A 21,804-nucleotide genomic window follows, 5' to 3' on the forward strand; every position below is an offset into this window, starting at 1 on the left:
TGATGCCCTCCATGCTGCAGAACATTCCCACTCATGTGATAGCCGGGCCACTAGGTGCCGGCAAGACTAGCCTGATCAGGCAACTGCTGGCCCAACGCCCGGAAGATGAGCGCTGGGCAGTATTGATCAATGAGTTCGGCCAGATCGGCCTGGACGCCGCGCTGCTGACCCAGGATGACGACGGTATTGCCTTGGGCGAGGTCGCCGGTGGCTGCCTGTGTTGTGTGAACGGTGCACCGTTCCAGGTAGGTCTTAGCCGTTTGTTGCGTAAGGCCAAGCCGCATCGTTTGTTTATCGAGCCATCGGGGTTGGGCCATCCGGCGCAGTTGCTCAAGCAGTTGCGCCAAGTGCCGTGGCAGGGCGTGTTGACGGTCCAGCCTTGTGTGCTGGTCCTGGATGCCCAGGCCCTGGCCAGAGGCAACCCCTTGCCGCCGGCACAGCAGGAAACACTGACCAATGCTGGGCTGCTGGTCTTGAACAAGGAGGAGGGGCTGGACGCGGTGCAGCGTCAGGCGATTGAGGCCCGGTTACCCGATTGCCCGCGTTACTGGACCCATCAGGCGCATCTGCCATTGGCCCTGCTGCCGGGGTTGGATCAGCACGCGGGCGAGGCTGTGGATAACGGTCATGAGTCCCCAGGCTTGGCGCATATACCGGCGATCTGGAGCGATCCGACCGTGCCGATCTGCTTGAGCCATGCCCAGGACGGCGGCTGGAGTGTGGGTTGGCGTTGGCATCCTAGCCAGCAATTCGACACTCAACGCGTGGCGGCGTGGCTGGCAGACCTTGCGTGGCGGCGCGCCAAGCTGGTTATCCACAGCCGCGACGGTTGGGTCAGCGCCAATGCTCTGGATAACTGCTCGCTCGCGTGGCTGCCCAGCGAATGGCGCCGTGATTCTCGTGTTGAATTGATCTTCAGCACGCCACAGGATGTGGCGGCATTGCAGGCCGGGTTGGCGGCCTGCCGTTATTGACGGTGCTTGGTGCTGTGGTCCTGGCGCCATTGGCTCAGCTCGATGATCTCGGCGCTAGGCAAAGGTGTCTTGATCTCGAACGGGTAGGGCGCCAGTTCAATCTGCGCGCTATGGGCGCCGAACTGAGTGATGGTGCCGGGGTGGCGGGTTTCGCCGGTCACGGTGAACTCGAAATTGTAGACCCGCGCCAAACGCCGCCGCCCATTGGCATCCTTTACAAAGCCGATGCGCTTGAGCGCTACCGCGCCGTCCAGCAGCTCGATGTCGAGCTTGGCGCAATGCTGCTTGACCCGCTCCAACGCGCGCTCGCGCAAGCCGTGGTTGTGCCACACCCAGGCGGCACCGGTCGCCAGCAGCATCAACACAAACATGTTTCCCAGGGTCAGCATGCGATGAACTCCAACAAAGTGAGAGCAGCTTAACTGTGTCGCCGGTCTGTCGTACAGGCTGCGTTTAGTCGCATACTGCGCGGCCAGAATCCAAACGGCTTTACGGAAATCCCCTGCATGAAACGCACCCCTCATCTGCTTGCGATCCAGTCTCATGTGGTCTTTGGCCACGCCGGAAACAGCGCCGCCGTGTTCCCCATGCAGCGGGTCGGGGTAAACGTCTGGCCGCTCAACACGGTGCAGTTCTCCAACCACACCCAGTATGGACAGTGGGCGGGAGAAGTGTTGGCGCCGCAGCAAATTCCTGCGTTGGTGGAAGGCATTGCCGCCATCGGCGAGCTGGGTAACTGCGACGCCATCCTGTCCGGTTACCTGGGCAGTGCGGACCAGGGCCGGGCGATCCTCAGCGGCGTGGCGCGCATCAAGGCAGTCAATCCCAAGGCGCTTTACTTATGCGACCCGGTAATGGGGCATCCGGAAAAAGGCTGCATCGTGCCCCAGGAAGTCAGCGATTTCCTGCTTGATGAAGCCGCGGCCATGGCCGACTTCCTGTGCCCCAACCAACTGGAACTGGACAGTTTTGCCGGGCGCAAACCGCGCTCGCTGTTCGATTGCCTGGCCATGGCCAAGGCGTTGCTAGCCCGTGGGCCCAAGGCGGTTCTGGTCAAGCATTTGGATTACCCGGGCAAGTTGCCGGACGGCTTCGAGATGCTGCTGGTAACCGCCGACGCCAGTTGGCACCTGCGCCGGCCGTTGCTGGCCTTCCCGCGCCAGCCGGTGGGGGTGGGTGACCTGACATCCGGGTTGTTCCTGGCGCGTGTGTTGTTGGGGGACAGCTTACTGGCGGCCTTTGAGTTCACCGCTGCGGCCGTCCACGAAGTACTGCTGGAGACCCAGGCTTGCGCCAGTTATGAATTGGAGCTGGTGCGCGCCCAGGACCGTATCGCCCATCCTCGCGTTCGCTTCGAAGCGACACCCATCACTCTGTAAGCACACCTGACCCAATGTGGGAGCAAGCCCGCTCCCACATTGTTGTTGGGTTTACGGCCTCAACCTTACGGCGCGTCGGCCTTGATTTCCTGATAGCGCTTTTCCAGCTCCTGGCGAATCTGCCGACGTTGTTGAGCCTGCACAAAGCGCCGCTTGCTTTCACTGTTATGCGGTTGCAACGGCGGGACGGCAGCCGGTTTGCGCTGGTCGTCCACCGCCACCATGGTAAAGAAGCAGCTGTTGGTATGCCGCACCGAGCGCTCGCGAATGTTCTCGGTCACCACCTTGATGCCCACTTCCATGGAGGTATTGCCGGTGTAATTGACCGAAGCGAGAAAGGTCACCAGCTCGCCGACATGGATCGGCTCGCGGAAAATCACCTGATCCACCGATAACGTCACCACATAGCGCCCGGCGTAACGGCTGGCGCAGGCGTAGGCCACTTCGTCGAGGTACTTGAGCAAGGTGCCGCCATGGACATTGCCTGAGAAGTTGGCCATATCAGGGGTCATCAAGACCGTCATCGACAGCTGGGCGTTTCCGGGTTCCATAGCTCACTCACGGGTTATAGGCATTGGTGGGGAAAGCACCTCTGCGGGTGCTGGACTCTTTACTGCGCTAGCCCTAACGGGACGCCGGCGGGCGGCTTGCCGTCACGCGTGGGCCGATCTGTTTCCATATATTGCACCGGCTTTTCGCCGGAAGTCGCGGTGTTAACCTTCAAAAGCCCGTCTCAGGGCATTTCTTACGATTTAGGTGGACTTTTCCTTCAGCTTTTTAAGGCCAGTTAACGCTGCGAGCTGAAGTGGGAAAAGCGCCGGTACCCTCAAGGAGCCCCTCGCCATGCACGCCATCAGCTTTATCCAGGACTTGGCTGTGATCATGTTGGTGGCAGGGGTGGTTACCATCCTGTTTCATCGGCTTAAGCAGCCTGTGGTGCTGGGGTATATCGTCGCCGGCTTTATCATCGGCCCCCACACGCCGCCCTTCGGGCTGATCCACGACGAAGACACCATCAAGACACTGGCCGAGCTGGGGGTGATCTTCCTGATGTTCTGCCTGGGCCTGGAGTTCAGCCTACGCAAGTTGTTCAAGGTGGGTGCCACTGCGTTTATCGCGGCGTTCCTGGAAATCATCCTGATGATCTGGATCGGCTACGAAATCGGCCGCTGGTTCGACTGGAGCACCATGGACTCGCTGTTCCTCGGCGCGATCCTGGCCATCTCTTCCACCACCATCATCGTCAAAGCCCTCAATGACCTGAAGATGAAAGACCAGCGCTTCGCCCAACTGATTTTCGGCGTGCTGATAGTGGAAGACATCCTCGGGATCGGCATCATCGCGCTGTTGTCGAGCATCGCCGTCAGCGGCACGGTCAGCTCCGGCGAGGTGTTTTCCACGGTCGGCAAGCTCTCGCTGTTCATGGTCGTCGCGCTGGTGATCGGTATTTTGCTGGTGCCGCGCCTGCTGGCCTATGTGGCCAATTTCGAAAGCAACGAGATGTTGCTGATTACCGTGTTGGGCCTGTGCTTCGGGTTCTGCCTGCTGGTGGTGAAGCTGGAATACAGCATGGTGCTGGGCGCGTTCCTGATTGGCGCGATCATGGCCGAGTCGCGGCAGTTGCTTAAGATTGAGCGCCTGATCGAGCCGGTTCGCGACATGTTCAGTGCGATTTTCTTTGTCGCCATCGGTCTGATGATCGACCCTCGGATCCTGCTTCAGTACGCCTGGCCTATCGCTGTGATCACCGTCGCGGTGGTGCTGGGCAAGATGCTCTCCTGTGGCCTGGGGGCGTTTATCGCGGGTAACGATGGGCGTACGTCATTGCGGGTCGGCATGGGCCTGTCACAGATAGGCGAGTTTTCCTTCATCATCGCGGCGTTAGGGATGACGTTGCAGGTGACCAGCGACTTTCTGTATCCGGTGGCGGTGGCGGTCTCGGCCATTACCACTTTGCTCACCCCCTATCTGATTCGTGGGGCCGACCCATTGTCATTGAAGATGGCGGCGGTGATGCCTCGGCGCATGAGCCGGGTGTTCGGCATGTACGGTGAGTGGCTGCGCAGCATTCAGCCTCAGGGAGAGGGCGCGATGCTGGCGGCGATGATCCGCAAAATCGTCCTGCAAGTGGGGGTGAACCTGGCGTTGGTGGTGGCGATCTTCTTTGCTTGCAGCTATTTCGCCGCACGTATCGGCGGGTATCTGGAAGGTTGGATCAGCGATCCCAGCTGGCAAAAGGCATTGATCTGGGGCGGGGCGCTGCTGTTGTCGCTGCCGTTTTTGATCGCGGCGTACCGCAAGCTCAAAGCCCTGTCGATGTTGCTGGCGGAGATGAGCGTCAAGCCGGAAATGGCCGGACGGCATACCCAGCGTGTGCGGCGGGTGATTGCCGAGCTGATTCCGATTCTGTCGCTGTTGGTGATCTTTCTGCTTTTGGCCGCGTTGTCGGCCAGTATCCTGCCGACCAACAAGTTGCTGGTGCTGATCGCGGTGGTTGCGGCGGCGGTGGCGGCGGTGCTCTGGCGCTGGTTCATCCGCGTGCATACGCGGATGCAGGTCGCGTTGTTGGAAACGCTGGACAACCATAACGATACGCCGGAGCACTAAAGCGCCGAGTACGGGACTCAGCTTTCCAGCCAGACGTCCCGCGCCCAGTGCCATACCGATTCCCAGGTTTCTTCCTGGACAAGTTCCTCTTCGGCGGACCACAGCACCACAGTGCCGTCTTCCTCAACGCAGTAGTAGTCGTCGCCGTCCTGGCAGATCGGGATCAGGCTACGCTCCACACCGGCATCCCAGGCATTGGCGGCCACGTCCGGCAGGTAGGTATGGGATTGAGGGTCGGTGACAGTCACCGGCTCCAGGCTGCCGTAGACCACGTCGCTGACGGTCAGCAGAAATTCGCGGAAGACAAAGGGGATATCGATGAACAGCTGTTCTTCGATTTCCACCAGCAGGTCTTCGTCAGGCAGTTCCAGCGGAACCGGAACCGGTTCGTTGGCTTCACGCAGTTGTTCGATGATTTCTTCCACGGCCGGGATCCTCTTGCTGATGGCGCGGGTTGATAGGGGCGTTTTATACAGTAGCTCGCTATAAGTGCAACCGTGAAATAGAAAACCCCGGACAGGTCCGGGGTTTCGTTGTTGCGGGCTCAAGCGAGCGGGGATCAGCCGTTCTGGCGGATACCGGCGACCAGCCAAGGCTGGTTATCGCCCTGGGCGCGTTCCATGTTCCAGCTTTCGCTGAACGCTTCGCCCTGGTCGAAACGCGAGGTTTTCGACACACCGCTGAAAGTCAGGGTGGCGATGGTCTTGTCGGCGCGATCATCCACACCGTCAAGCTGGACGCGCAGGTCGTCGATATAGGTCGACTGGAAACCGTCGCCCAGATCGGCGCGTTCGCGCTTGAGGAACTCCAGCAGTTGCGGGGTCACGAACTCGGCGATCTTGTCCATTTCGTTGGCGTCCCAATGCTGCTGCAGGGACTGGAAGTGGCTGCGGGCCGCTTCGATAAAACGCTCTTCGTTGAACCAGGCCGGTGCATTGATCACCGGACGGGCGGCAGGCGCTGCCGAACCACCGAAGATCGAGCCCATGGCCGGCTTCTGCTCGAACACTTCACGCTGCATCGGCGCGCCGGCCGGAGCCAGGTGCTCCTGCTGCTTGCGGCGACGGGCGGCGATAAAGCGGAAGATCACGAAGGCAATGACCGCCAGGATCAGGATGTCGAAGATCTGCATGCCCTGGAAGCCGCCACCCATGAACATGGACGCCAGCAGGCCACCGGCTGCGATACCGGCCAGAGGGCCCAACCAGCGCGAAGCGCCGCCGGCCTTGGCCGCAGCGCCTGCTGCACCGGCCGCGCCTGCGGTGGCTGCTGCACCGCCCACACCGGCGGATGGGGCCATTTGGCTGGTCTGGTGAGTGGGGGCTGCGCCCGAACTTTTGCCGCCACCGAAGCGTTTGGCGTTGGCGTCGAGGCTCATCGTCAGGCCGATGCACAACGCCATGGCGATGCTAAGAAAACGTTTCATAAAGGGAATTCCCATTTGTGGATTGCACGCGCGCCATGTTGCACAGGTGTAATGACAGTGGCTAGCGACATAATGTTTCGGGCTTTTGCGTAGGACTGAATCCGAAAGATCTGTAGGACTAATTACAGATATGGGCCCGCGCTCGTTAAAAACAAGGATAACGAGCGGCAAGCCCGCAGTTCAGATCGCTTCGAGCTTGGCGTAACCCATCATCAGCCACTTGCTGCCTTCGGCGAAGTTCACCTGCACGCGGGCCTGGGCACCGGCGCCTTCGAAGTTGAGGATCACGCCTTCGCCGAAGATCGCATGCTTGACCTGCTGGCCAAGGCTGAACGGCGTTTCCGGAATCTCAGAACCGGCGAACATGTTGCTGGAGTTCTGCTGCTGGCCACCGCCGAATGGGCGACTGACGCTGTTGGACAAGCGCACTTCCTGGATCAGACCCTTTGGCACTTCGCGTACGAAGCGCGACACCTTGTTGTAGGTTTCGCTGCCGTAAAGCCGTCGGGTCTCGGCGTAGGTCATCACCAGGTTCTGCATGGCCCGGGTAATGCCCACATAGGCCAGGCGGCGTTCTTCCTCAAGGCGGCCGGGTTCTTCCAGGCTCATCTTGTGTGGGAACAGGCCTTCTTCCATGCCCACCAGGAACACGTACGGGAATTCCAGGCCCTTGGCGCTGTGCAGCGTCATCAGCTGAATGCTGTCTTCGTGCTCGTCGGCCTGGGTATCGCCGGCTTCCAGGGACGCATGGCCGAGGAATGCGGCGAGCGGGGTCAGTTCTTCGTCTTCCTCAGTGTTCTCGAATGCACGAGCCGCGCTGACCAGTTCCTCAAGGTTTTCCACCCGGGCCTGGCCTTTCTCGCCTTTTTCCGCTTCGTGATAGGCGATCAATCCGGACTGCTCGATTACGGTCTGGGTCATCAAGTGCAGGGGCATTTCCGCGCACTTGGCCGCGAGGTTCTCGATCAGTTCGACAAACACGCCCAGCGCCCCGGCTGCGCGACCGGTCAAACCCTTGTTGGCGATCAGCAGGCGCATGGCCTCCCACATCGACACATCGGCGTGGCGGGCATGCTCGCGGATCGCTTCAACGGTTTTCTCACCAATGCCACGGGCCGGGATATTGATCACCCGCTCCAACGCCGCGTCGTTACCACGGCCTTCCAGCAAGCGCAGGTAGGCCATGGCGTTCTTGATCTCCGCACGTTCGAAGAAGCGCTGGCCGCCATAAATGCGGTAGGGGATGCGCTCGCGCAACAAGGCTTCTTCCAGCACCCGCGATTGGGCGTTGGAGCGGTACAGAATGGCGATATCGCTGCGGGCGATGCCGGTTTTCAGGGCGCTTTCGATGGTTTCGACCACATAGCGCGCTTCATCGTGTTCGTTGAATGCGGCGTACAGGTTGATCGCTTCGCCTTCGCCGCCGTCGGTCCACAATTCCTTGCCCAGACGCCCGGTGTTGTTGGCGATCAAGGCGTTGGCAGCCTTGAGAATGCCGGCAGTGGAGCGGTAGTTCTGCTCCAGGCGGATAGTGACCGCGTCCGGGAAATCCTCGGAATACTGATAGATGTTCTCGATTTTCGCGCCGCGCCAGCCGTAGATCGACTGATCGTCGTCGCCCACCACCATCAGGCTGTCGCCGCCCTTGGCCAGCAGGCGCAACCACGCGTACTGCACGGCGTTAGTGTCCTGGAACTCGTCCACCAGAATGTGCCGGAAGCGCTTCTGGTAATGGGCCAGCAAGCCCGGGTTGTCGCGCCACAGGTCAAGGGCGCGCAGCAGCAATTCGGAGAAGTCGATCACGCCGGCGCGTACGCAAGCAGCCTCGTAGGCTTCATAAATGCTGCGCATGGTGGCCAGGAACAGGTCGCCACTGGCCTGAATATGTTGCGGGCGCAGCCCTTCGTCTTTCTGGCCGTTGATAAACCACTGGGCCTGACGCGCGGGCCAGCGTTGTTCATCGAGGCCCAACTCGCGAATCACGCGCTTGACCAGGCGTTGCTGGTCGTCGCTGTCCAGAATCTGGAAGGTCTGGCTCAGGCCCGCTTCCTGCCAGTGGGCACGCAACAGGCGATGCGCCAGGCCGTGGAAGGTGCCGACCCACATACCGGCCGGGCTGATGCCCATCAGCTGCTCGATGCGATGGCGCATCTCGGCGGCGGCCTTGTTGGTGAACGTCACCGACAGGATGGAGTGCGGCGATGCGTTCTCGACCTGGATCAACCAGGCGATACGGTGCACCAGCACTCGGGTTTTACCGGAGCCAGCACCGGCCAGGACCAACTGACGGCCAACGGGGGCTGCTACGGCCTGGCGTTGGGCATCGTTGAGGGAATTAAGCAAAAGAGAGAGATCATCGCGCATCGGCGCATTCTATGGCCCTCGGGGGAGTGGGGCAAATGCCAATGCCGGGCGGTCGAGACAAAACCATCGGCATGCTCCTTAGGGCGGTGAGGCGGATGACCGGTTAGTCAGGCGCCGCAGCCCGCGCGGTGTCTCGCTCAAGCCGTCTGGCCCAAAGGTTTGCGCGGCGCAGCCTTGAGGTTTTTATGACGTGGAGCAGTTTGGCCAGAGCGCTTGCTTGTGTATGCTCCGTCGACGTTTCGGGCTCACCATTATAAGAACACTGCCTATGACCCTCAGCACTGACCTGCCCAGCTCCTCGGCCGCGCCCGCGCCCGCGCAGGTTATTCACAAACAGTACGCCACCGAAATGGCCGTCGAGCGCACACGCCTGTTGTATCAGGGGTCGCTGCTGCCGACCTTGTTGATGCTGGTCAACGGAGTGGTGTGTGCCTGGTTGTTGTGGAACCCCGCCCAATACCTGCTCGACAGCATCTGGCTGGTGTGGCTGCTGGCGTTGGTGGCTCTGCGCGTGATCCAGGTGGCGGCGTTCGATTCGGCCATGCCCAGCCGTCAGGCCAGGCCGATTTGGCGACGCATGTTCATGCTCGGTTCGGCAGTCAGCGGTCTAACCTTGGCCACGGCCGCCATCGCCCTGGCGCCGGTCAACAGTTTTATGCAGCAGGCGTGGGTGTTCGGCCTGATCGGCGCGGCCACGTTGTCGGCCAGCGTGGCGTATGCCGTAAGTTTTCCTGCGTTTCTGTCATTTGCTTTGCCCTGTCTGGTGCCTTCCATTGTCTATCTGTTCTGGAACGGCGAGCCGCAGCAACAAGGTTGGGGCGTACTCGGCCTGATTCTGCTGGCGTCCTTGAGCCTGGTGGCATGGCAGGTCAATCGCCTGATTCAGCGTGGCCTATTGCGCCGCTTTCAAAACCAGGCATTGATCGAGCATCTGCAGCAGGCGCAGCAGCGCAGTGAGCAGTTGAATCAGGACTTGGTGCGTGAAGTCGAGCAACGGCGCCAGGTCGAGCAGGAATTGCGCGACGTACAAGTCGGCTTGCAGGATCGCGTGGCGCAACGCAGCCAGGAACTGGACCTCGCCAGCCAGGCCCTGAATAAAAGCGAAGCACGCCTGGTCATGGCGTTGCAGGCCAGTGAGTTGGGGCTGTGGGACTGGAACCTGCAAACCGACGAAGTGCATCACACCCAGATCAAAGAGCTGTTCGGCCTGGAGCCTGAATGCATCACGGCCATGCTCAGTCACCTCAAGCCGCGCCTGCACCCCGATGACCTGCCGTTGCTCAAGCGCGCACTGGTAGAGCACCTCAAAGGCCGTAGCGAGGACTACCAGGTGGAATACCGTGTGCGGCACGCCGACGGTCGCTGGGTCTGGATCGAAGACCGCGGCCGTGCGGTTGAACGTAGCCCCAGCGGGCGCGTGATCCGCATGCTCGGCACCCGCCGGGATATCAGCGCTGGCAAAGCCCTGGAAGAGCAACAGCGCCTGGCATCGACGGTGTTCGAGGCGGCCAGCGAAGGCATCGTGATCCTCGACCCGAACTACGTACTGATTGCCGTCAACCAGGCGTTCAGCCGTGTCACCGGCTTTGAGCGCGATGACATGCTGGGTCGCAACGTGGTGGAGTTACCCAGCAGCCGCGATGCGCGGCGTCACTTCCCGATGATCCGTCAGGCATTGCTCATGCACGGCACCTGGCAGGGCGAATTGGTGGAAACGCGCAAAAACGGCGAACTCTACCCGCAGTGGCTGCAACTTAATGTAGTGCGCGATTTTCGGGGAAACGTCAGTCATATCGTGGGGTTCTTCGCCGATTTGTCGGCGCGCCGCGAGTCCGAAGAACGCATGCGTCACCTTACTCACTACGACGAACTGACCGGCCTGGCTAACCGCTCGCTGTTCCGTGAACGGCTGCGTGAAGCCCATCAAAGAGTGCGTAAGGGAGGGCGCAGCCTGGCGCTGCTGCACATCAATCTGGATCGCTTCAAGCTGCTCAATGACAGCCTGGGGCACGAAGTGGCCGACCAGCTGTTGCAGAAAATGGCGCGGCGCCTGATCAACGCCTTGCCCGAGGCCGACACTATTGCGCGCTTGTCCGGCGATGAATTTGCCGTGTTGTTCGATGCCTACGGCAGCCTGTCGAGCCTGGCGCGGGTGGCCACGCGGCTGCTGGCCAAGCTGCGGGTGCCGGTCACGGTGGAGGGGCATGAATTGGTGGTCAGTGCGTCGATGGGTGTCAGCCTTTTGCCGGATAACGCACGGGAAATTTCCGCGCTGGTCAGCCAAGCCAACATGGCCATGCAGCACGCCAAGCATCTGGGCGGCAACAACTTCCAGTTCTACACCGACAGCCTGCAAGCCAGCACCCTGGAGCGCTTGCAGCTGGAAAACCACCTGCGCAAAGCCATCGAAGAGCGCCAGCTCAGCGTGTTCTACCAGCCCAAGTTGTGCCTGGCCACCGGCAAGCTCAACGCCGCCGAGGCGCTGATCCGCTGGGAGCATCCGCAGTGGGGCATGGTGCCGCCGGCCGAGTTTATCGGCCTGGCCGAGGAGACCGGCCTGATCGTGCCGCTGGGGGAGTTCGTGTTGCGTGAAGCCTGCTGGCAGGCGTGCGAATGGCAGCGTCAGGGGTTGGCGCCGATTCGGGTGTCGGTGAATTTGTCGGTGCACCAACTGCGTCAGGGCAAACTGGTCAGCCTGGTGCGCCAGGTGTTGGAGGAAACCGGTCTGGACCCGCAGTACCTGGAGCTGGAACTCACCGAAAGTCAGTTGCTCGACAGCGTCGAACACATCATTGCGACCTTCCGGCAATTACGCGATCTAGGCGTGAAACTGGCTATTGATGACTTTGGCACGGGGTATTCGTCCCTCAGTTACCTCAAGCGCATTCCGGTGGATTACGTGAAGATCGATCAAACGTTTATTCGCGGCCTGGGCCAAGGTCGCGAAGACGCGGCGATTACCCGGGCGATTATCGCCATGGCCCACGGCTTGGCGCTCAAAGTGGTGGCCGAAGGGGTAGAAGATCACCAGCAGTTGGATTTCCTGCGCGCAGAGCAGTGCGACGAGGTGCAGGGCTATCTGATCAGTCGGCCGATGCAGGCCGATGGCATGGCGGATTTGTTACGAAAAAATGCGGATTTTTCTTAGGGACACCGAGGGCGCCGTTGTGGCTACAAAGCGTCTGCCCTTTGAATCAGAGGGCAGCAGGGCGATTTAGTGACGTGTTGGACGGGCAAAAGCGCAATTCTTGTAGTATAACTACAAGCTTGCTACATCCCCTGGCCCTGCCAATAACAAGAGTCCTGCCCTTTGAACCTGTTGCAACATATCGCCCAGTCGCGCCACCTGTTACGCAAATCGGAACTCAAGGTTGCCGATCATGTGCTGCTTGACCCTGCGGCTGTGATGCACAGTTCCATGGCCGACCTGGCCCACAGCGTGGGCATCAGCGAACCGACCATCGTGCGTTTTTGCCGCGCCATCGGTTGCTCCGGGTTCCAGGACTTAAAACTCAAACTGGCCCAAAGCCTGGCTGCTGGCGCCAGCTTTGGTCAGTTCGCGATTCACGAAGACGATTCCGTCGCCGACTACAGCCTGAAAATCTTCGACACCACCTTGCACACCCTGATGGAAGTGCGCGAAAAGCTCGACCCGGTGGCGCTGCAAAAAGCCGTGACGGCCATGTCTCAGGCCCAGCGTGTGGAGTTTTACGGTTTTGGCGCCTCCGGTGCGGTAGCGGCCGATGCCCAGCACAAATTCTTCCGTCTATTGCTCACGGCGGCGGCCTACAGCGACCCGCATATGCAGGCGATGTCGGCCGTGACCTTGAAGCCGACCGACGTGGCGATCTGCATTTCTCAGTCGGGCCGCTCCAAGGACCTGCTGATCACCGCCAACCTGGTGCGTGAAAGCGGTGCGTCGTTGATCACCCTGTGCCCGAGCCAGACACCGTTGGCGGAACTGTCCACGGTCAATCTGGCCATCGATGTGCACGAAGACACTGAGATCTACACCCCGCTGACCTCGCGCATTGCCCATCTGGTGGTGATCGATGTGTTGGCCATGGGCGTGGCCATGGCGCGCGGGCCGAGCCTGGTCAATCACCTCAAGAGCGTGAAGCGCAGCTTGCGCAGCCTGCGTCTCTCGCCCAAATCCGTCAAAGCCCTCGACGACTGAACGCTGTAAATACAGGCAAATGCGGAAGGGGCTTGCCCTCTCCGACATTGGATTGTCCTGTGTGTCCAGAATCTTCATCAGGCTGTCATCGCCCCGTCATCCCCCAAGGCCATCCTGAACTCCCGTACTCGCATTGGGAGATTCCAAATGGCACGTCCCTACGAAGACAGCAACAGCGCCGTCAAGACCCGTCGTCAGCAGGAAGACCAGCGCCGCATGGCGTTTCGTCGCGCAATCGAAGACCGTTGTGAGGAGCGCCAATTGCTCCAGAGCATCAGTGACTACCCGGAACTTCATTGGCAGGCACCCGCGGCCGCCCAGCGAAGCGTTCAGCCAGCGCGCTGATCTGCACCCGTTCGCTGCGGATAAAGCCCAGGAACGCATGGGCCACCGGTGACAGGCGCTTGGCCTTGGCCTGCACCAGGCACCAACTGCGGTAAAGCGGCAGCTCTTCCACCGGCAGCTCTTTGAGCCCGCCGGTGGCCAGTTCCAGGTTCAGGGCGTGGCGGGTCAGCAGGGCGATGCCCAGGCCGGCCACCACGCATTCGCGCTGTGCTTCGGCCGAGGCCACTTCTACCGTCTGGGTGAAGTGCACACGTTTTTCCTTGAAGTACTCTTCGCAGGCCAGCCGTGTACCGGAGCCGGGTTCGCGCAGCAGCAGGGTGTAGGGTTCCAGGTCTTGCAGGCGCAGTGGGCCTTGCAGGCTCAGCGGATGATCCGGCAACGCCACGGCGACGATGGGGTTATTCAGGAAAGGCAGGAATTCCAGGCCCATGTCCTGGGGCACCATGGACATGATCACCAGGTCGTCCCGGTTGTCCGAGAGGCGGCGGATCACCTGGGCGCGGTTGACCACGGTCAGTTGCAGTTGCACCTCCGGATGCTGGCGCTTGAAGGCGGCGAACAGGTGCGGCACGAAGTACTTGGCGCTGGACTCCACCGCCAGCTTCAACTGGCCTTGCAGCGAGCCCTGCATGTCCGACAACTGCATATCGAGGTTTTCCAGGCGCCCGAAGATATCGCGGCTGGCCCGTTGCAGAGCCTCGGCGGCCTCGGTCATATAGAGTTTCTTGCCGACATAGTCGAACAGCGGCTGGCCGATCAGCTCTTCGAGCTGGCGGATTTGCAGGCTGACCGCCGGTTGTGTCAGAGACATTTCCTCGGCGGCGCGGCTGTAAGAACGCAAATCGCACACTTCATTGAAGATTTGCAATTGACGCAACGTCATACGCATCAATGACTTACGCATTATTCCATTCCTTTCGCCCAAGGCCGTCCGGCCAACTATAAGTCTTTACTTATGCACGACCCAATAATTATTGATTTTTGTTAATCCCTTGCGCGGCTTAGTGTGTGTCTCGCGACTGACCTGAAACATTTGGTCACGCGTCGACCCGGCTTCAGCGGGTCGAAGAATGCAGCAATCGGCTCAAGGGAATTTCCAAGTGATAAAAAAGATCCTGATCGCCAACCGCGGTGAAATTGCCGTCCGCATCGTCCGGGCGTGCGCCGAGATGGGTATCCGTTCGGTCGCGGTCTATTCCGATGCCGACCGCCACGCGTTGCACGTCAAACGGGCCGACGAAGCCCACAGCATCGGCGCCGAGCCTCTGGCGGGCTACCTCAACCCGCGCAAGCTGGTGAACCTGGCGGTGGAAACCGGTTGCGATGCCCTGCACCCTGGCTATGGTTTCCTGTCGGAAAACGCTGAATTGGCGGATATCTGTGCCGAACGTGGGATCAAGTTCATCGGCCCCGCCGCTGAAGTGATCCGCCGCATGGGCGACAAGACCGAAGCGCGCCGCAGCATGATCAAGGCCGGCGTGCCGGTCACCCCCGGCACCGAAGGCAACGTGGCCGACATCCACGAAGCGCTCACCGAAGGCGACCGTATCGGTTACCCGGTGATGCTCAAGGCCACGTCCGGTGGTGGCGGTCGCGGCATCCGTCGCTGCAACAGCCGCGAAGAACTCGAACAAGCCTTCCCCCGCGTCATCTCCGAAGCCACCAAAGCTTTCGGTTCGGCGGAAGTGTTCCTGGAAAAATGCATCGTCAACCCTAAGCACATCGAGGCGCAGATCCTCGGGGATAGCTTTGGCAACGTGGTGCATTTGTTCGAGCGCGATTGCTCGATCCAGCGCCGCAACCAGAAGTTAATCGAGATTGCCCCCAGCCCGCAGCTGACCCCCGAACAGCGCGCCTACATCGGCGACCTGTCGGTGCGCGCGGCCAAAGCCGTGGGTTACGAGAACGCCGGCACCGTGGAGTTCCTGCTCGCCGAGGGCGAGGTGTACTTCATGGAGATGAACACCCGGGTGCAGGTGGAACACACCATCACTGAAGAAATCACCGGGATCGACATCGTTCGTGAGCAGATCCGCATCGCCTCGGGCCTGCCGTTGTCGGTGAAACAGGAAGACATCCAGCACCGTGGCTTTGCGTTGCAGTTCCGTATCAACGCCGAAGACCCGAAAAACAATTTCCTGCCCAGCTTCGGCAAGATCACCCGTTACTACGCCCCCGGCGGCCCCGGCGTGCGCACCGACACGGCGATCTACACCGGTTACACCATCCCGCCGTTCTACGACTCCATGTGCCTGAAACTGGTGGTCTGGGCGTTGACCTGGGAAGAAGCCATGGACCGCGGCCTGCGTGCCCTGGACGACATGCGCCTGCAAGGCGTGAAGACCACCGCCGCCTACTATCAGGAAATCCTGCGCAACCCGGAATTCCGTAGCGGCCAGTTCAACACCAGTTTTGTGGAAAGCCACCCTGAGCTGACCAACTACTCGATCAAGCGCAAACCCGAAGAGCTGGCCCTGGCCATCGCCGCCGCCATTGCCGCCCACGCAGGCCTGTGAGGAACATTCCAATGTCTAAGAAAATCTTCGTAACCGACACCATCCTGCGTGACGCCCACCAATCGTTGCTGGCCACCCGCATGCGCACCGACGACATGCTGCCGATCTGCGACAAGCTCGACAAAGTCGGCTACTGGTCCCTGGAAGTCTGGGGCGGCGCAACCTTCGACGCCTGCGTGCGCTTCCTCAAGGAAGACCCATGGGAGCGCCTGCGTAAACTGCGCGCCGCGTTGCCCAACACGCGCCTGCAAATGCTGTTGCGCGGCCAGAACCTGCTGGGCTACCGCCACTACAGCGATGACGTGGTCAAAGCCTTCGTGGCCAAGGCGGCTGTAAATGGCATCGACGTATTCCGCATTTTCGATGCGATGAACGACGTGCGTAACCTGCGCGTGGCCATCGAAGCGGTGAAGGCCGCCGGCAAACATGCCCAAGGCACCATCGCCTACACCACCAGCCCCGTGCACACCGTCGAGGCATTCGTCGCCCAGGCCAAGCAGTTGGAATCCATGGGCTGCGACTCCATCGCGATCAAGGACATGGCTGGCCTGCTGACGCCGTACGCCACCGGCGAACTGGTCAAGGCGCTGAAAGCCGAGCAGAGCCTGCCGGTGTTTATCCACTCCCACGACACCGCCGGCCTGGCTGCGATGTGCCAACTCAAGGCCATCGAAAACGGTGCCGACCATATCGACACCGCCATCTCCAGCTTCGCCTGGGGCACCAGCCACCCGGGCACTGAATCGATGGTCGCCGCCCTCAAGGGCAGCGAGTTCGACACCGGCCTCGATCTGGAGCTGCTGCAAGAGATCGGCCTGTACTTCTACGCGGTGCGTAAGAAGTATCACCAGTTCGAGAGCGAATTCACCGCGGTCGACACCCGGGTGCAAGTCAACCAGGTGCCTGGCGGCATGATTTCCAACCTGGCCAACCAGCTCAAAGAGCAGGGCGCCCTCAACCGCATGAGCGAAGTGCTGGCGGAAATCCCGCGAGTACGCGAAGACCTCGGTTTCCCACCGTTGGTGACCCCGACCTCGCAAATCGTCGGCACCCAGGCGTTCTTCAACGTGCTGGCCGGTGAGCGCTACAAGACCATCACCAACGAAGTGAAGTTGTACCTGCAAGGTGGCTACGGCAAAGCGCCGGGCGTGGTGAACGAAAAACTGCGCCGTCAGGCCATTGGCAGCGAAGACGTGATCGACGTGCGCCCGGCTGACCTGCTCAAGCCAGAAATGACCAAGCTGCGTGGGGAAATCGGTGGGCTGGCCAAGTCTGAAGAAGACGTGCTGACCTACGCCATGTTCCCAGACATCGGGCGCAAGTTTCTTGAAGAGCGCGAAGCCGGGACGCTGGCGCCGGAAGTGCTGTTGCCGATCCCAGAAGCCGGCGGCGTGGCCCGTGCCGGTGGCGAAGGGGTGCCGACCGAGTTCGTCATTGACGTGCACGGCGAAAGCTACCGCGTCGACATCACTGGTGTGGGCGTGAAGGCCGAAGGCAAGCGCCACTTCTACCTGTCCATCGACGGCATGCCGGAAGAAGTGGTGTTCGAACCGCTCAATGAGTTCGTCAGCAGCGGCGGTAACCAGCGCAAGCAAGCCACGGCGCCGGGTCATGTGAGCACCGCGATGCCGGGCAATATCGTCGATGTACTGGTCAAGGAAGGCGACATGGTCAAAGCCGGTCAGGCTGTGTTGATCACCGAAGCCATGAAGATGGAGACCGAAGTGCAGGCCGCCATTGCCGGTAAGGTGACAGCCGTGCATGTGGCCAAGGGCGATCGGGTCAACCCTGGCGAAATCCTGATTGAAATCGAAGGCTGATACAGCCTTCGATACAACCGCTTAATCCTCGGGGGAGCAGGTGCTCCCCTTTTTTTTGCGCCGGATTTGACGCCCTAGAACGCCATCGCCCATTGCCCCATCAAGCCTTGGTTGCGACTGTGGCTGCCGAAGGCGGCGGTGTAAGTCAGGCCCACGCTGTGTTTGGCCGACAGTGCCAGATCCAGGCCGGTGCGCAGGGTCAGGTTATCTCGGTCCAGGGGCGTGCCGCCGATGATGAACTCGCTGTTGAAGTCTTCGCGTTTCTCCTCAACGAACGACTGACGCACGCGACTGCTGACGTCGCCATACAGGTGTTTCCAACTGGCGCTCAGGTTCGGTTTGAGGGTCATCTGGTTATCCAGCGTAAAGTTCTTGGCCACTCGCAGACCCAAGGTGCTGCTGAGGTTTTGTTGAGTCTGAGCCCCGACATTCAGCGCGCTGTAGCCGCCTTTTTCCTGAAAACTCTGACGCTGATAACGCGCGAAGCCGATACCAGCAAACGGTTCGGCGCGTAGGTCGCCGGTGTCCAATCGATAGCCCAATTCGGCAAATACGTTTTGGCTGACGGCCTTGTATTGGCCGGTGAGGTGTTCGCGGTAATCGATGAAATTGAAATCGACCTCGCGCTTGTTTTGCCCCGCGTGGCGGCTGTACAGCGCACCCAGGCGCAGTGCAATCGGCCCGTCCTGACGTGCCGCGTAAGCGCCCAAGTGCCAGCTGTCCACGTCGCCCTTGAAACGACCGGCGCTGAGGTCGCTAGCGGATTTGCCGCCCACCAGGCCGATCCGCCAAGCGTGATCGAGGGACCAGTCGGCACCCAGCAACACGCCTTGGCGACGCTGTTTCAAACCGGCGCTGCCGTGGTGTGCGTCGAGATTGCCGCTGCTTCCAAAGGCCTGCAGCCACACGCGGCCTGCCTCGTCGGTGTCGTTATCCAACTGGCGGATGGCCGAAAGCAGGCTGGCGTTCAAAGGCTCCAAGCTGGCTTGCGTGGCCGTGCCCAGGTTGGCGTTATGGCTGCCCGCCAGTTGCTCAAGCCAAACCCCCAGGCGACCGGGTTCGAGGCTGGCGAGATACTGCGCGTAATGTTTCAGGTGATATTTCTCCCGTGGGCCGAATTCATCCGATGCCAGCAGATCGTCTACCGCCGCATCCAGCACACGGGCCACGCTCAGGCCGTTGCGGCTGAGGGCACGGTCGGCGAAATAAAAGTCTTCCGGTGCGGGTGTCACCGGCTGATAAGGGTGTTTGGTGCTGCTCATTCTAAGTGGCTGCAGCACTTCATCCTCTGGCGCCATATCGCCGCGAGCCTGTGCATGTTGAGCCCCGATTGCACCCAATGCCAAGGTGATGGCGAGTGCGAATTGCTTGTGTATGAGCGGCATGTAAACCCACCTCGTGATGTATGAGGCGGGGAATTTAGCGAGGTGTCTGGGGGATAACTGTCAGGCCGGTTGCTGCGGGTTTGCGGGAGATGTCTCTAGTCCGTTGCGATAAAACAATTCGTTAAATCTGCACAGCATTGAGTGCACGGTGGATCGGTCGCGATCGACACCCTTCACCCCCGCCCCGCATAGCCCTTGCCGTAGTACCGCTCCATGCGTGCCTGGATCAGTTCCAGGCCCAGGGACATCACCCAGTAGATGATCGCGGCGGTGGTGAGCATCTCGATGTAGCGGTAGCTCGAACGGCCGTAGGACTGCGCCAGGAACATCACTTCCCATACGCCCATCACCGAGATCAGTGACGAGTCCTTGAGCATCGAGATGAACTGGTTGGTGGCCGGCGGGATGATCGTGCGCATGGCCTGGGGCAGGGTGACGTGCCAAAAGATCTCACGGTCGCGCATGCCCAGGGCCAGGGCGGCTTCCCGTTGGCCCTGGGGGACGCCAAGGATGCCGGCGCGGAAAATCTCGCTCAGGTAGGCGCCGTAGTTCAGCGACAGCGCGATGATCCCGGCGACGATTGCGCCCGGCACCAGCCCCAGCTGCGGCAGGCCCAGGTAGATCAGCAGGATCTGAATCAGCAGCGGCGTGCCGCGGAAGAACGAGGCATAGAAACTGGCAATGCCAAAGGCCACGGCGCTTTTCGACAGGCGCCCCAGAGCGGTGATAAAGCCCAGCACCGACGACGCCAGCATCGAGCACAGACACAGAAACAGTGTCAGCGCCGCGCCCTGCAGGAAGCCATTGGGCGCCAGGTGCACGCCGACTAGGTTGGGCAGCTTGTCGAGGATGATCGAGAACTTCAGGTCAAAGCTCAGGAAGAAGCTGGCGAACAGGGCGAACAATGCTGCCCAGGTCAGGTACAGGCGCGTGCGAAAACCGAACAGCCCGCGCGCAGGTTTGGGGAGATGACTCATTGGCTGATGTCGGCACCGATCCATTTTTGCGACAGCTTGCTCAAGGTGCCGTCCTGTTTCAACTGCGCGAAGACTTCACGCACTTTGCTGTCCCACTGCGGGTCGCCTTTTTCGATGGCTACCGAATTGGGTTCGGCATACAGGGGCTCGCCAGCCAGCTTGAAGCGCTTGTCTTGATTCAGGCGCGGCTGGGCAGTGACCAGGTTGGTGAGGATCGCATCCAGGCGTACGCCCGCGCCCAGGCCGAGGTCCTGGAATGCCACGTTGTCGGTGTCGTACGGTGCGATTTGCACGTCTTCGAACGGGTACTGCAACTGCGTGTCCTCAGCGCCTTCGATCACCAGATTTTTATTCAGGTAGCTTTCATAGCTGGAGGCACTGGTCAGGCCGACCTTTTTGCCGCTCAGGTCCTTGGCGCCGTGGATGCGCTCATCCTTGGCGTTGACCACAATCACCGCAGGCGAGGCGTAGTACTCCACCGGGAAGTCAAACACCTCGGCGCGCGCCTTGCTCGGGGTCATGGAGCAGATGCAGATGTCATAGCGCCCGCTCCAACGGCCGGCGGCGATCACGTCCCAGGACGGCGTTTCCAGGCGCAGCTTCACGCCCAATTTCTGCGCCACGGCCTTGGCCACGTCGACGTCGAAGCCGTCGAGCTGGTTCTGATCGTTGAGAAACGAAAACGGCGGGTAGCTTTCCATCAGCACGCCCACCAGTTCTTTTTTCTGTTCGATCCGATCCAGCGTGGCGCCGCCAAAGGCTTGGGTTGAAGCGGCCAGCATCGTCAGGCCCAGGGCCAATAGCGGTTTGAGTTTCAAAATGAACACCTGAATAAAAAAGAAGTTGTTATTAACCGATTGGTACGCATTAAATAGTTATAAGAACGACTCTCATAGTGAGTTATTTTCATAAGCATATGAGTAAAAGCTATATGGGCGCTAAAAGCACAGTAATTCTCGACGGCGGCATGGGCCGTGAACTGCAACGGCGCGGCGCGCCCTTCCGGCAGCCGGAGTGGTCGGCACTGGCCCTGAGCGAGGCCCCGCAAGCGGTAGAGGCGGTGCACGCGGCCTACATCGACAGCGGCGCCGACGTGATCACCAGCAACAGCTACGCCGTGGTGCCGTTCCATATCGGCGAAGCGCGCTTTGTCGCCGAAGGCCAGGCCCTGGCAGCGTTGGCGGGTGAGTTGGCGCGCCGCGCAGCGGACGCCTCGGGCAAAGCCGTGCGCGTGGCGGGGTCGTTGCCGCCGTTATTCGGCTCGTATAGGCCGGATCTGTTCGAGCCGGCGCGAGTGTCCGAATTGCTCACGCCCTTGGTGCAGGGCCTGGCGCCCCATGTCGACCTGTGGCTGGCGGAAACCCAGAGCTCCATCGCCGAGGCGCGGGCGATCCACGCCGGTCTGCCAAAGGACGGCAAGCCATTCTGGCTGTCCTTCACTTTGAAAGACGAAGACACCGATGAAGTGCCGCGCCTGCGTTCCGGCGAGCCGGTGGCGGACGCGGCCGAGGCGGCGGCGCAATTGGGTGTACAGGTGTTGCTGTTCAACTGCAGCCAGCCTGAAGTGATTGGTGCGGCGATCGATGCGGCGCGTCAGACCTTCGAACGCCTGGGCGTGCAGATCCAGATCGGCGCCTACGCCAATGCCTTCCCGCCGCAACCCAAGGAAGCCACGGCCAACGACGGCCTGGACCCGCTGCGCGAAGACCTCGACCCGCCGGGCTACCTGCAATGGGCGGCCGACTGGCAGGCCCGTGGCGCCAGTCACCTGGGCGGCTGCTGCGGGATCGGACCGGAGCATATTGCGGTGCTGGCGCAGAAGCTGAACTGACGT

At 60.9% G+C, this 21,804-nt stretch carries 18 protein-coding genes; 9 read left to right on the forward strand and 9 right to left on the reverse strand.

Annotated elements, in window-relative coordinates; all coding sequences use genetic code 11:
• Positions 1 to 11: 11 nt before the first annotated feature.
• A complete protein-coding gene (locus tag ACFZPT_RS01000) occupies positions 12 to 974 on the forward strand; it encodes a GTP-binding protein (RefSeq protein WP_047882284.1) in 963 nt (320 codons plus the stop codon).
• On the opposite strand, the gene ACFZPT_RS01005 is transcribed toward ACFZPT_RS01000, so the two are convergent.
• Positions 968 to 1,363 carry a DUF3301 domain-containing protein gene (locus ACFZPT_RS01005; RefSeq protein ID WP_034101555.1) on the reverse strand — a complete coding sequence of 132 codons (396 nt, stop codon included), beginning with the start codon at positions 1,361 to 1,363 and terminating at the stop codon, positions 968 to 970. The two genes, ACFZPT_RS01000 and ACFZPT_RS01005, sit on opposite strands and share 7 nt — an antisense overlap.
• Before the next feature lie 117 nt (positions 1,364 to 1,480).
• On the opposite strand from ACFZPT_RS01005, the gene pdxY reads away from it, so the two are divergent.
• The gene (gene pdxY / locus ACFZPT_RS01010; protein ID WP_034101554.1) at positions 1,481 to 2,353 is read left to right on the forward strand and encodes a pyridoxal kinase PdxY; all 873 of its coding nucleotides are present in this window, start codon (positions 1,481 to 1,483) and stop codon (positions 2,351 to 2,353) included.
• A 65-nt stretch (positions 2,354 to 2,418) separates the two neighbouring features.
• On the opposite strand, the gene ACFZPT_RS01015 is transcribed toward pdxY, so the two are convergent.
• Positions 2,419 to 2,904 (reverse strand): acyl-CoA thioesterase, encoded by a 486-nt coding sequence (locus ACFZPT_RS01015; protein ID WP_034101553.1) that lies wholly within the window; start codon positions 2,902 to 2,904, stop codon positions 2,419 to 2,421.
• 292 nt (positions 2,905 to 3,196) lie between these two features.
• On the opposite strand from ACFZPT_RS01015, the gene ACFZPT_RS01020 reads away from it, so the two are divergent.
• Positions 3,197 to 4,960, forward strand: coding sequence for a cation:proton antiporter (locus ACFZPT_RS01020; protein ID WP_213548327.1), 1,764 nt, complete (start codon positions 3,197 to 3,199; stop codon positions 4,958 to 4,960).
• A 17-nt stretch (positions 4,961 to 4,977) separates the two neighbouring features.
• Here ACFZPT_RS01020 and ACFZPT_RS01025 read toward each other — a convergent pair whose 3' ends face one another.
• The 3 genes from ACFZPT_RS01025 to uvrD form a co-directional block, all read right to left on the reverse strand.
• Entirely contained in the window at positions 4,978 to 5,385 is a 408-nt protein-coding gene (locus tag ACFZPT_RS01025) for an SMI1/KNR4 family protein (protein WP_034101551.1), read from the reverse strand.
• A gap of 134 nt (positions 5,386 to 5,519) precedes the next feature.
• Positions 5,520 to 6,386, reverse strand: coding sequence for a Tim44 domain-containing protein (locus ACFZPT_RS01030; RefSeq protein ID WP_099312942.1), 867 nt, complete (start codon positions 6,384 to 6,386; stop codon positions 5,520 to 5,522).
• 180 nt (positions 6,387 to 6,566) lie between these two features.
• On the reverse strand, positions 6,567 to 8,750 hold the full coding sequence (uvrD, locus tag ACFZPT_RS01035; protein WP_034101549.1) for a DNA helicase II: 2,184 nt from the start codon (positions 8,748 to 8,750) through the stop codon (positions 6,567 to 6,569).
• A 268-nt stretch (positions 8,751 to 9,018) separates the two neighbouring features.
• Between uvrD and ACFZPT_RS01040 the strand changes: the two genes are divergently transcribed.
• The 3 genes from ACFZPT_RS01040 to ACFZPT_RS01050 all read left to right on the forward strand — a co-directional run bounded on the left by ACFZPT_RS01040 (position 9,019) and on the right by ACFZPT_RS01050 (position 13,272).
• The gene (locus ACFZPT_RS01040; RefSeq protein WP_099312941.1) at positions 9,019 to 11,898 is read left to right on the forward strand and encodes a GGDEF domain-containing phosphodiesterase; all 2,880 of its coding nucleotides are present in this window, start codon (positions 9,019 to 9,021) and stop codon (positions 11,896 to 11,898) included.
• Between the two features lie 162 nt (positions 11,899 to 12,060).
• Positions 12,061 to 12,927: a transcriptional regulator HexR gene (gene hexR / locus ACFZPT_RS01045; RefSeq protein ID WP_003187110.1), complete on the forward strand. Its 867-nt coding sequence runs from the start codon at positions 12,061 to 12,063 to the stop codon at positions 12,925 to 12,927.
• A gap of 147 nt (positions 12,928 to 13,074) precedes the next feature.
• Complete coding sequence (locus tag ACFZPT_RS01050; RefSeq protein ID WP_080758807.1) at positions 13,075 to 13,272, forward strand: PA3496 family putative envelope integrity protein; 198 nt, start codon at positions 13,075 to 13,077, stop codon at positions 13,270 to 13,272.
• Here ACFZPT_RS01050 and ACFZPT_RS01055 read toward each other — a convergent pair.
• The gene (locus ACFZPT_RS01055) at positions 13,202 to 14,176 is read right to left on the reverse strand and encodes a LysR family transcriptional regulator (RefSeq protein WP_034101547.1); all 975 of its coding nucleotides are present in this window, start codon (positions 14,174 to 14,176) and stop codon (positions 13,202 to 13,204) included. The two genes, ACFZPT_RS01050 and ACFZPT_RS01055, sit on opposite strands and share 71 nt — an antisense overlap.
• A 196-nt stretch (positions 14,177 to 14,372) precedes the next feature.
• Between ACFZPT_RS01055 and ACFZPT_RS01060 the strand changes: the two genes are divergently transcribed.
• Both ACFZPT_RS01060 and oadA read left to right on the forward strand, forming a co-directional pair.
• Positions 14,373 to 15,788: an acetyl-CoA carboxylase biotin carboxylase subunit gene (locus ACFZPT_RS01060; protein WP_034101546.1), complete on the forward strand. Its 1,416-nt coding sequence runs from the start codon at positions 14,373 to 14,375 to the stop codon at positions 15,786 to 15,788.
• 11 nt (positions 15,789 to 15,799) lie between these two features.
• Positions 15,800 to 17,608 (forward strand): sodium-extruding oxaloacetate decarboxylase subunit alpha, encoded by a 1,809-nt coding sequence (gene oadA, locus ACFZPT_RS01065; protein ID WP_034115484.1) that lies wholly within the window; start codon positions 15,800 to 15,802, stop codon positions 17,606 to 17,608.
• 74 nt (positions 17,609 to 17,682) lie between these two features.
• On the opposite strand, the gene ACFZPT_RS01070 is transcribed toward oadA, so the two are convergent.
• From ACFZPT_RS01070 to ACFZPT_RS01080, 3 genes are all read right to left on the reverse strand, one after another.
• Complete coding sequence (locus ACFZPT_RS01070) at positions 17,683 to 18,993, reverse strand: autotransporter domain-containing protein (protein WP_099312940.1); 1,311 nt, start codon at positions 18,991 to 18,993, stop codon at positions 17,683 to 17,685.
• 173 nt (positions 18,994 to 19,166) lie between these two features.
• Positions 19,167 to 19,970, reverse strand: a complete 804-nt coding sequence (locus tag ACFZPT_RS01075; protein WP_040266691.1) for an amino acid ABC transporter permease — start codon at positions 19,968 to 19,970, stop codon at positions 19,167 to 19,169.
• Positions 19,967 to 20,788 carry an ABC transporter substrate-binding protein gene (locus ACFZPT_RS01080; RefSeq protein ID WP_034101542.1) on the reverse strand — a complete coding sequence of 274 codons (822 nt, stop codon included), beginning with the start codon at positions 20,786 to 20,788 and terminating at the stop codon, positions 19,967 to 19,969. The genes ACFZPT_RS01075 and ACFZPT_RS01080 overlap by 4 nt, the downstream gene beginning before the upstream one ends.
• Positions 20,789 to 20,901: 113 nt before the next feature.
• Here ACFZPT_RS01080 and ACFZPT_RS01085 point away from each other — a divergent pair, with 113 nt between their 5' ends.
• A complete protein-coding gene (locus tag ACFZPT_RS01085; RefSeq protein ID WP_220698652.1) occupies positions 20,902 to 21,801 on the forward strand; it encodes a homocysteine S-methyltransferase family protein in 900 nt (299 codons plus the stop codon).
• Positions 21,802 to 21,804: the final 3 nt, after the last annotated feature.

The sequence above is a fragment of the Pseudomonas sp. MD330_10 genome (assembly GCF_042610415.1).
Classification (GTDB): domain Bacteria; phylum Pseudomonadota; class Gammaproteobacteria; order Pseudomonadales; family Pseudomonadaceae; genus Aquipseudomonas; species Aquipseudomonas rhodesiae.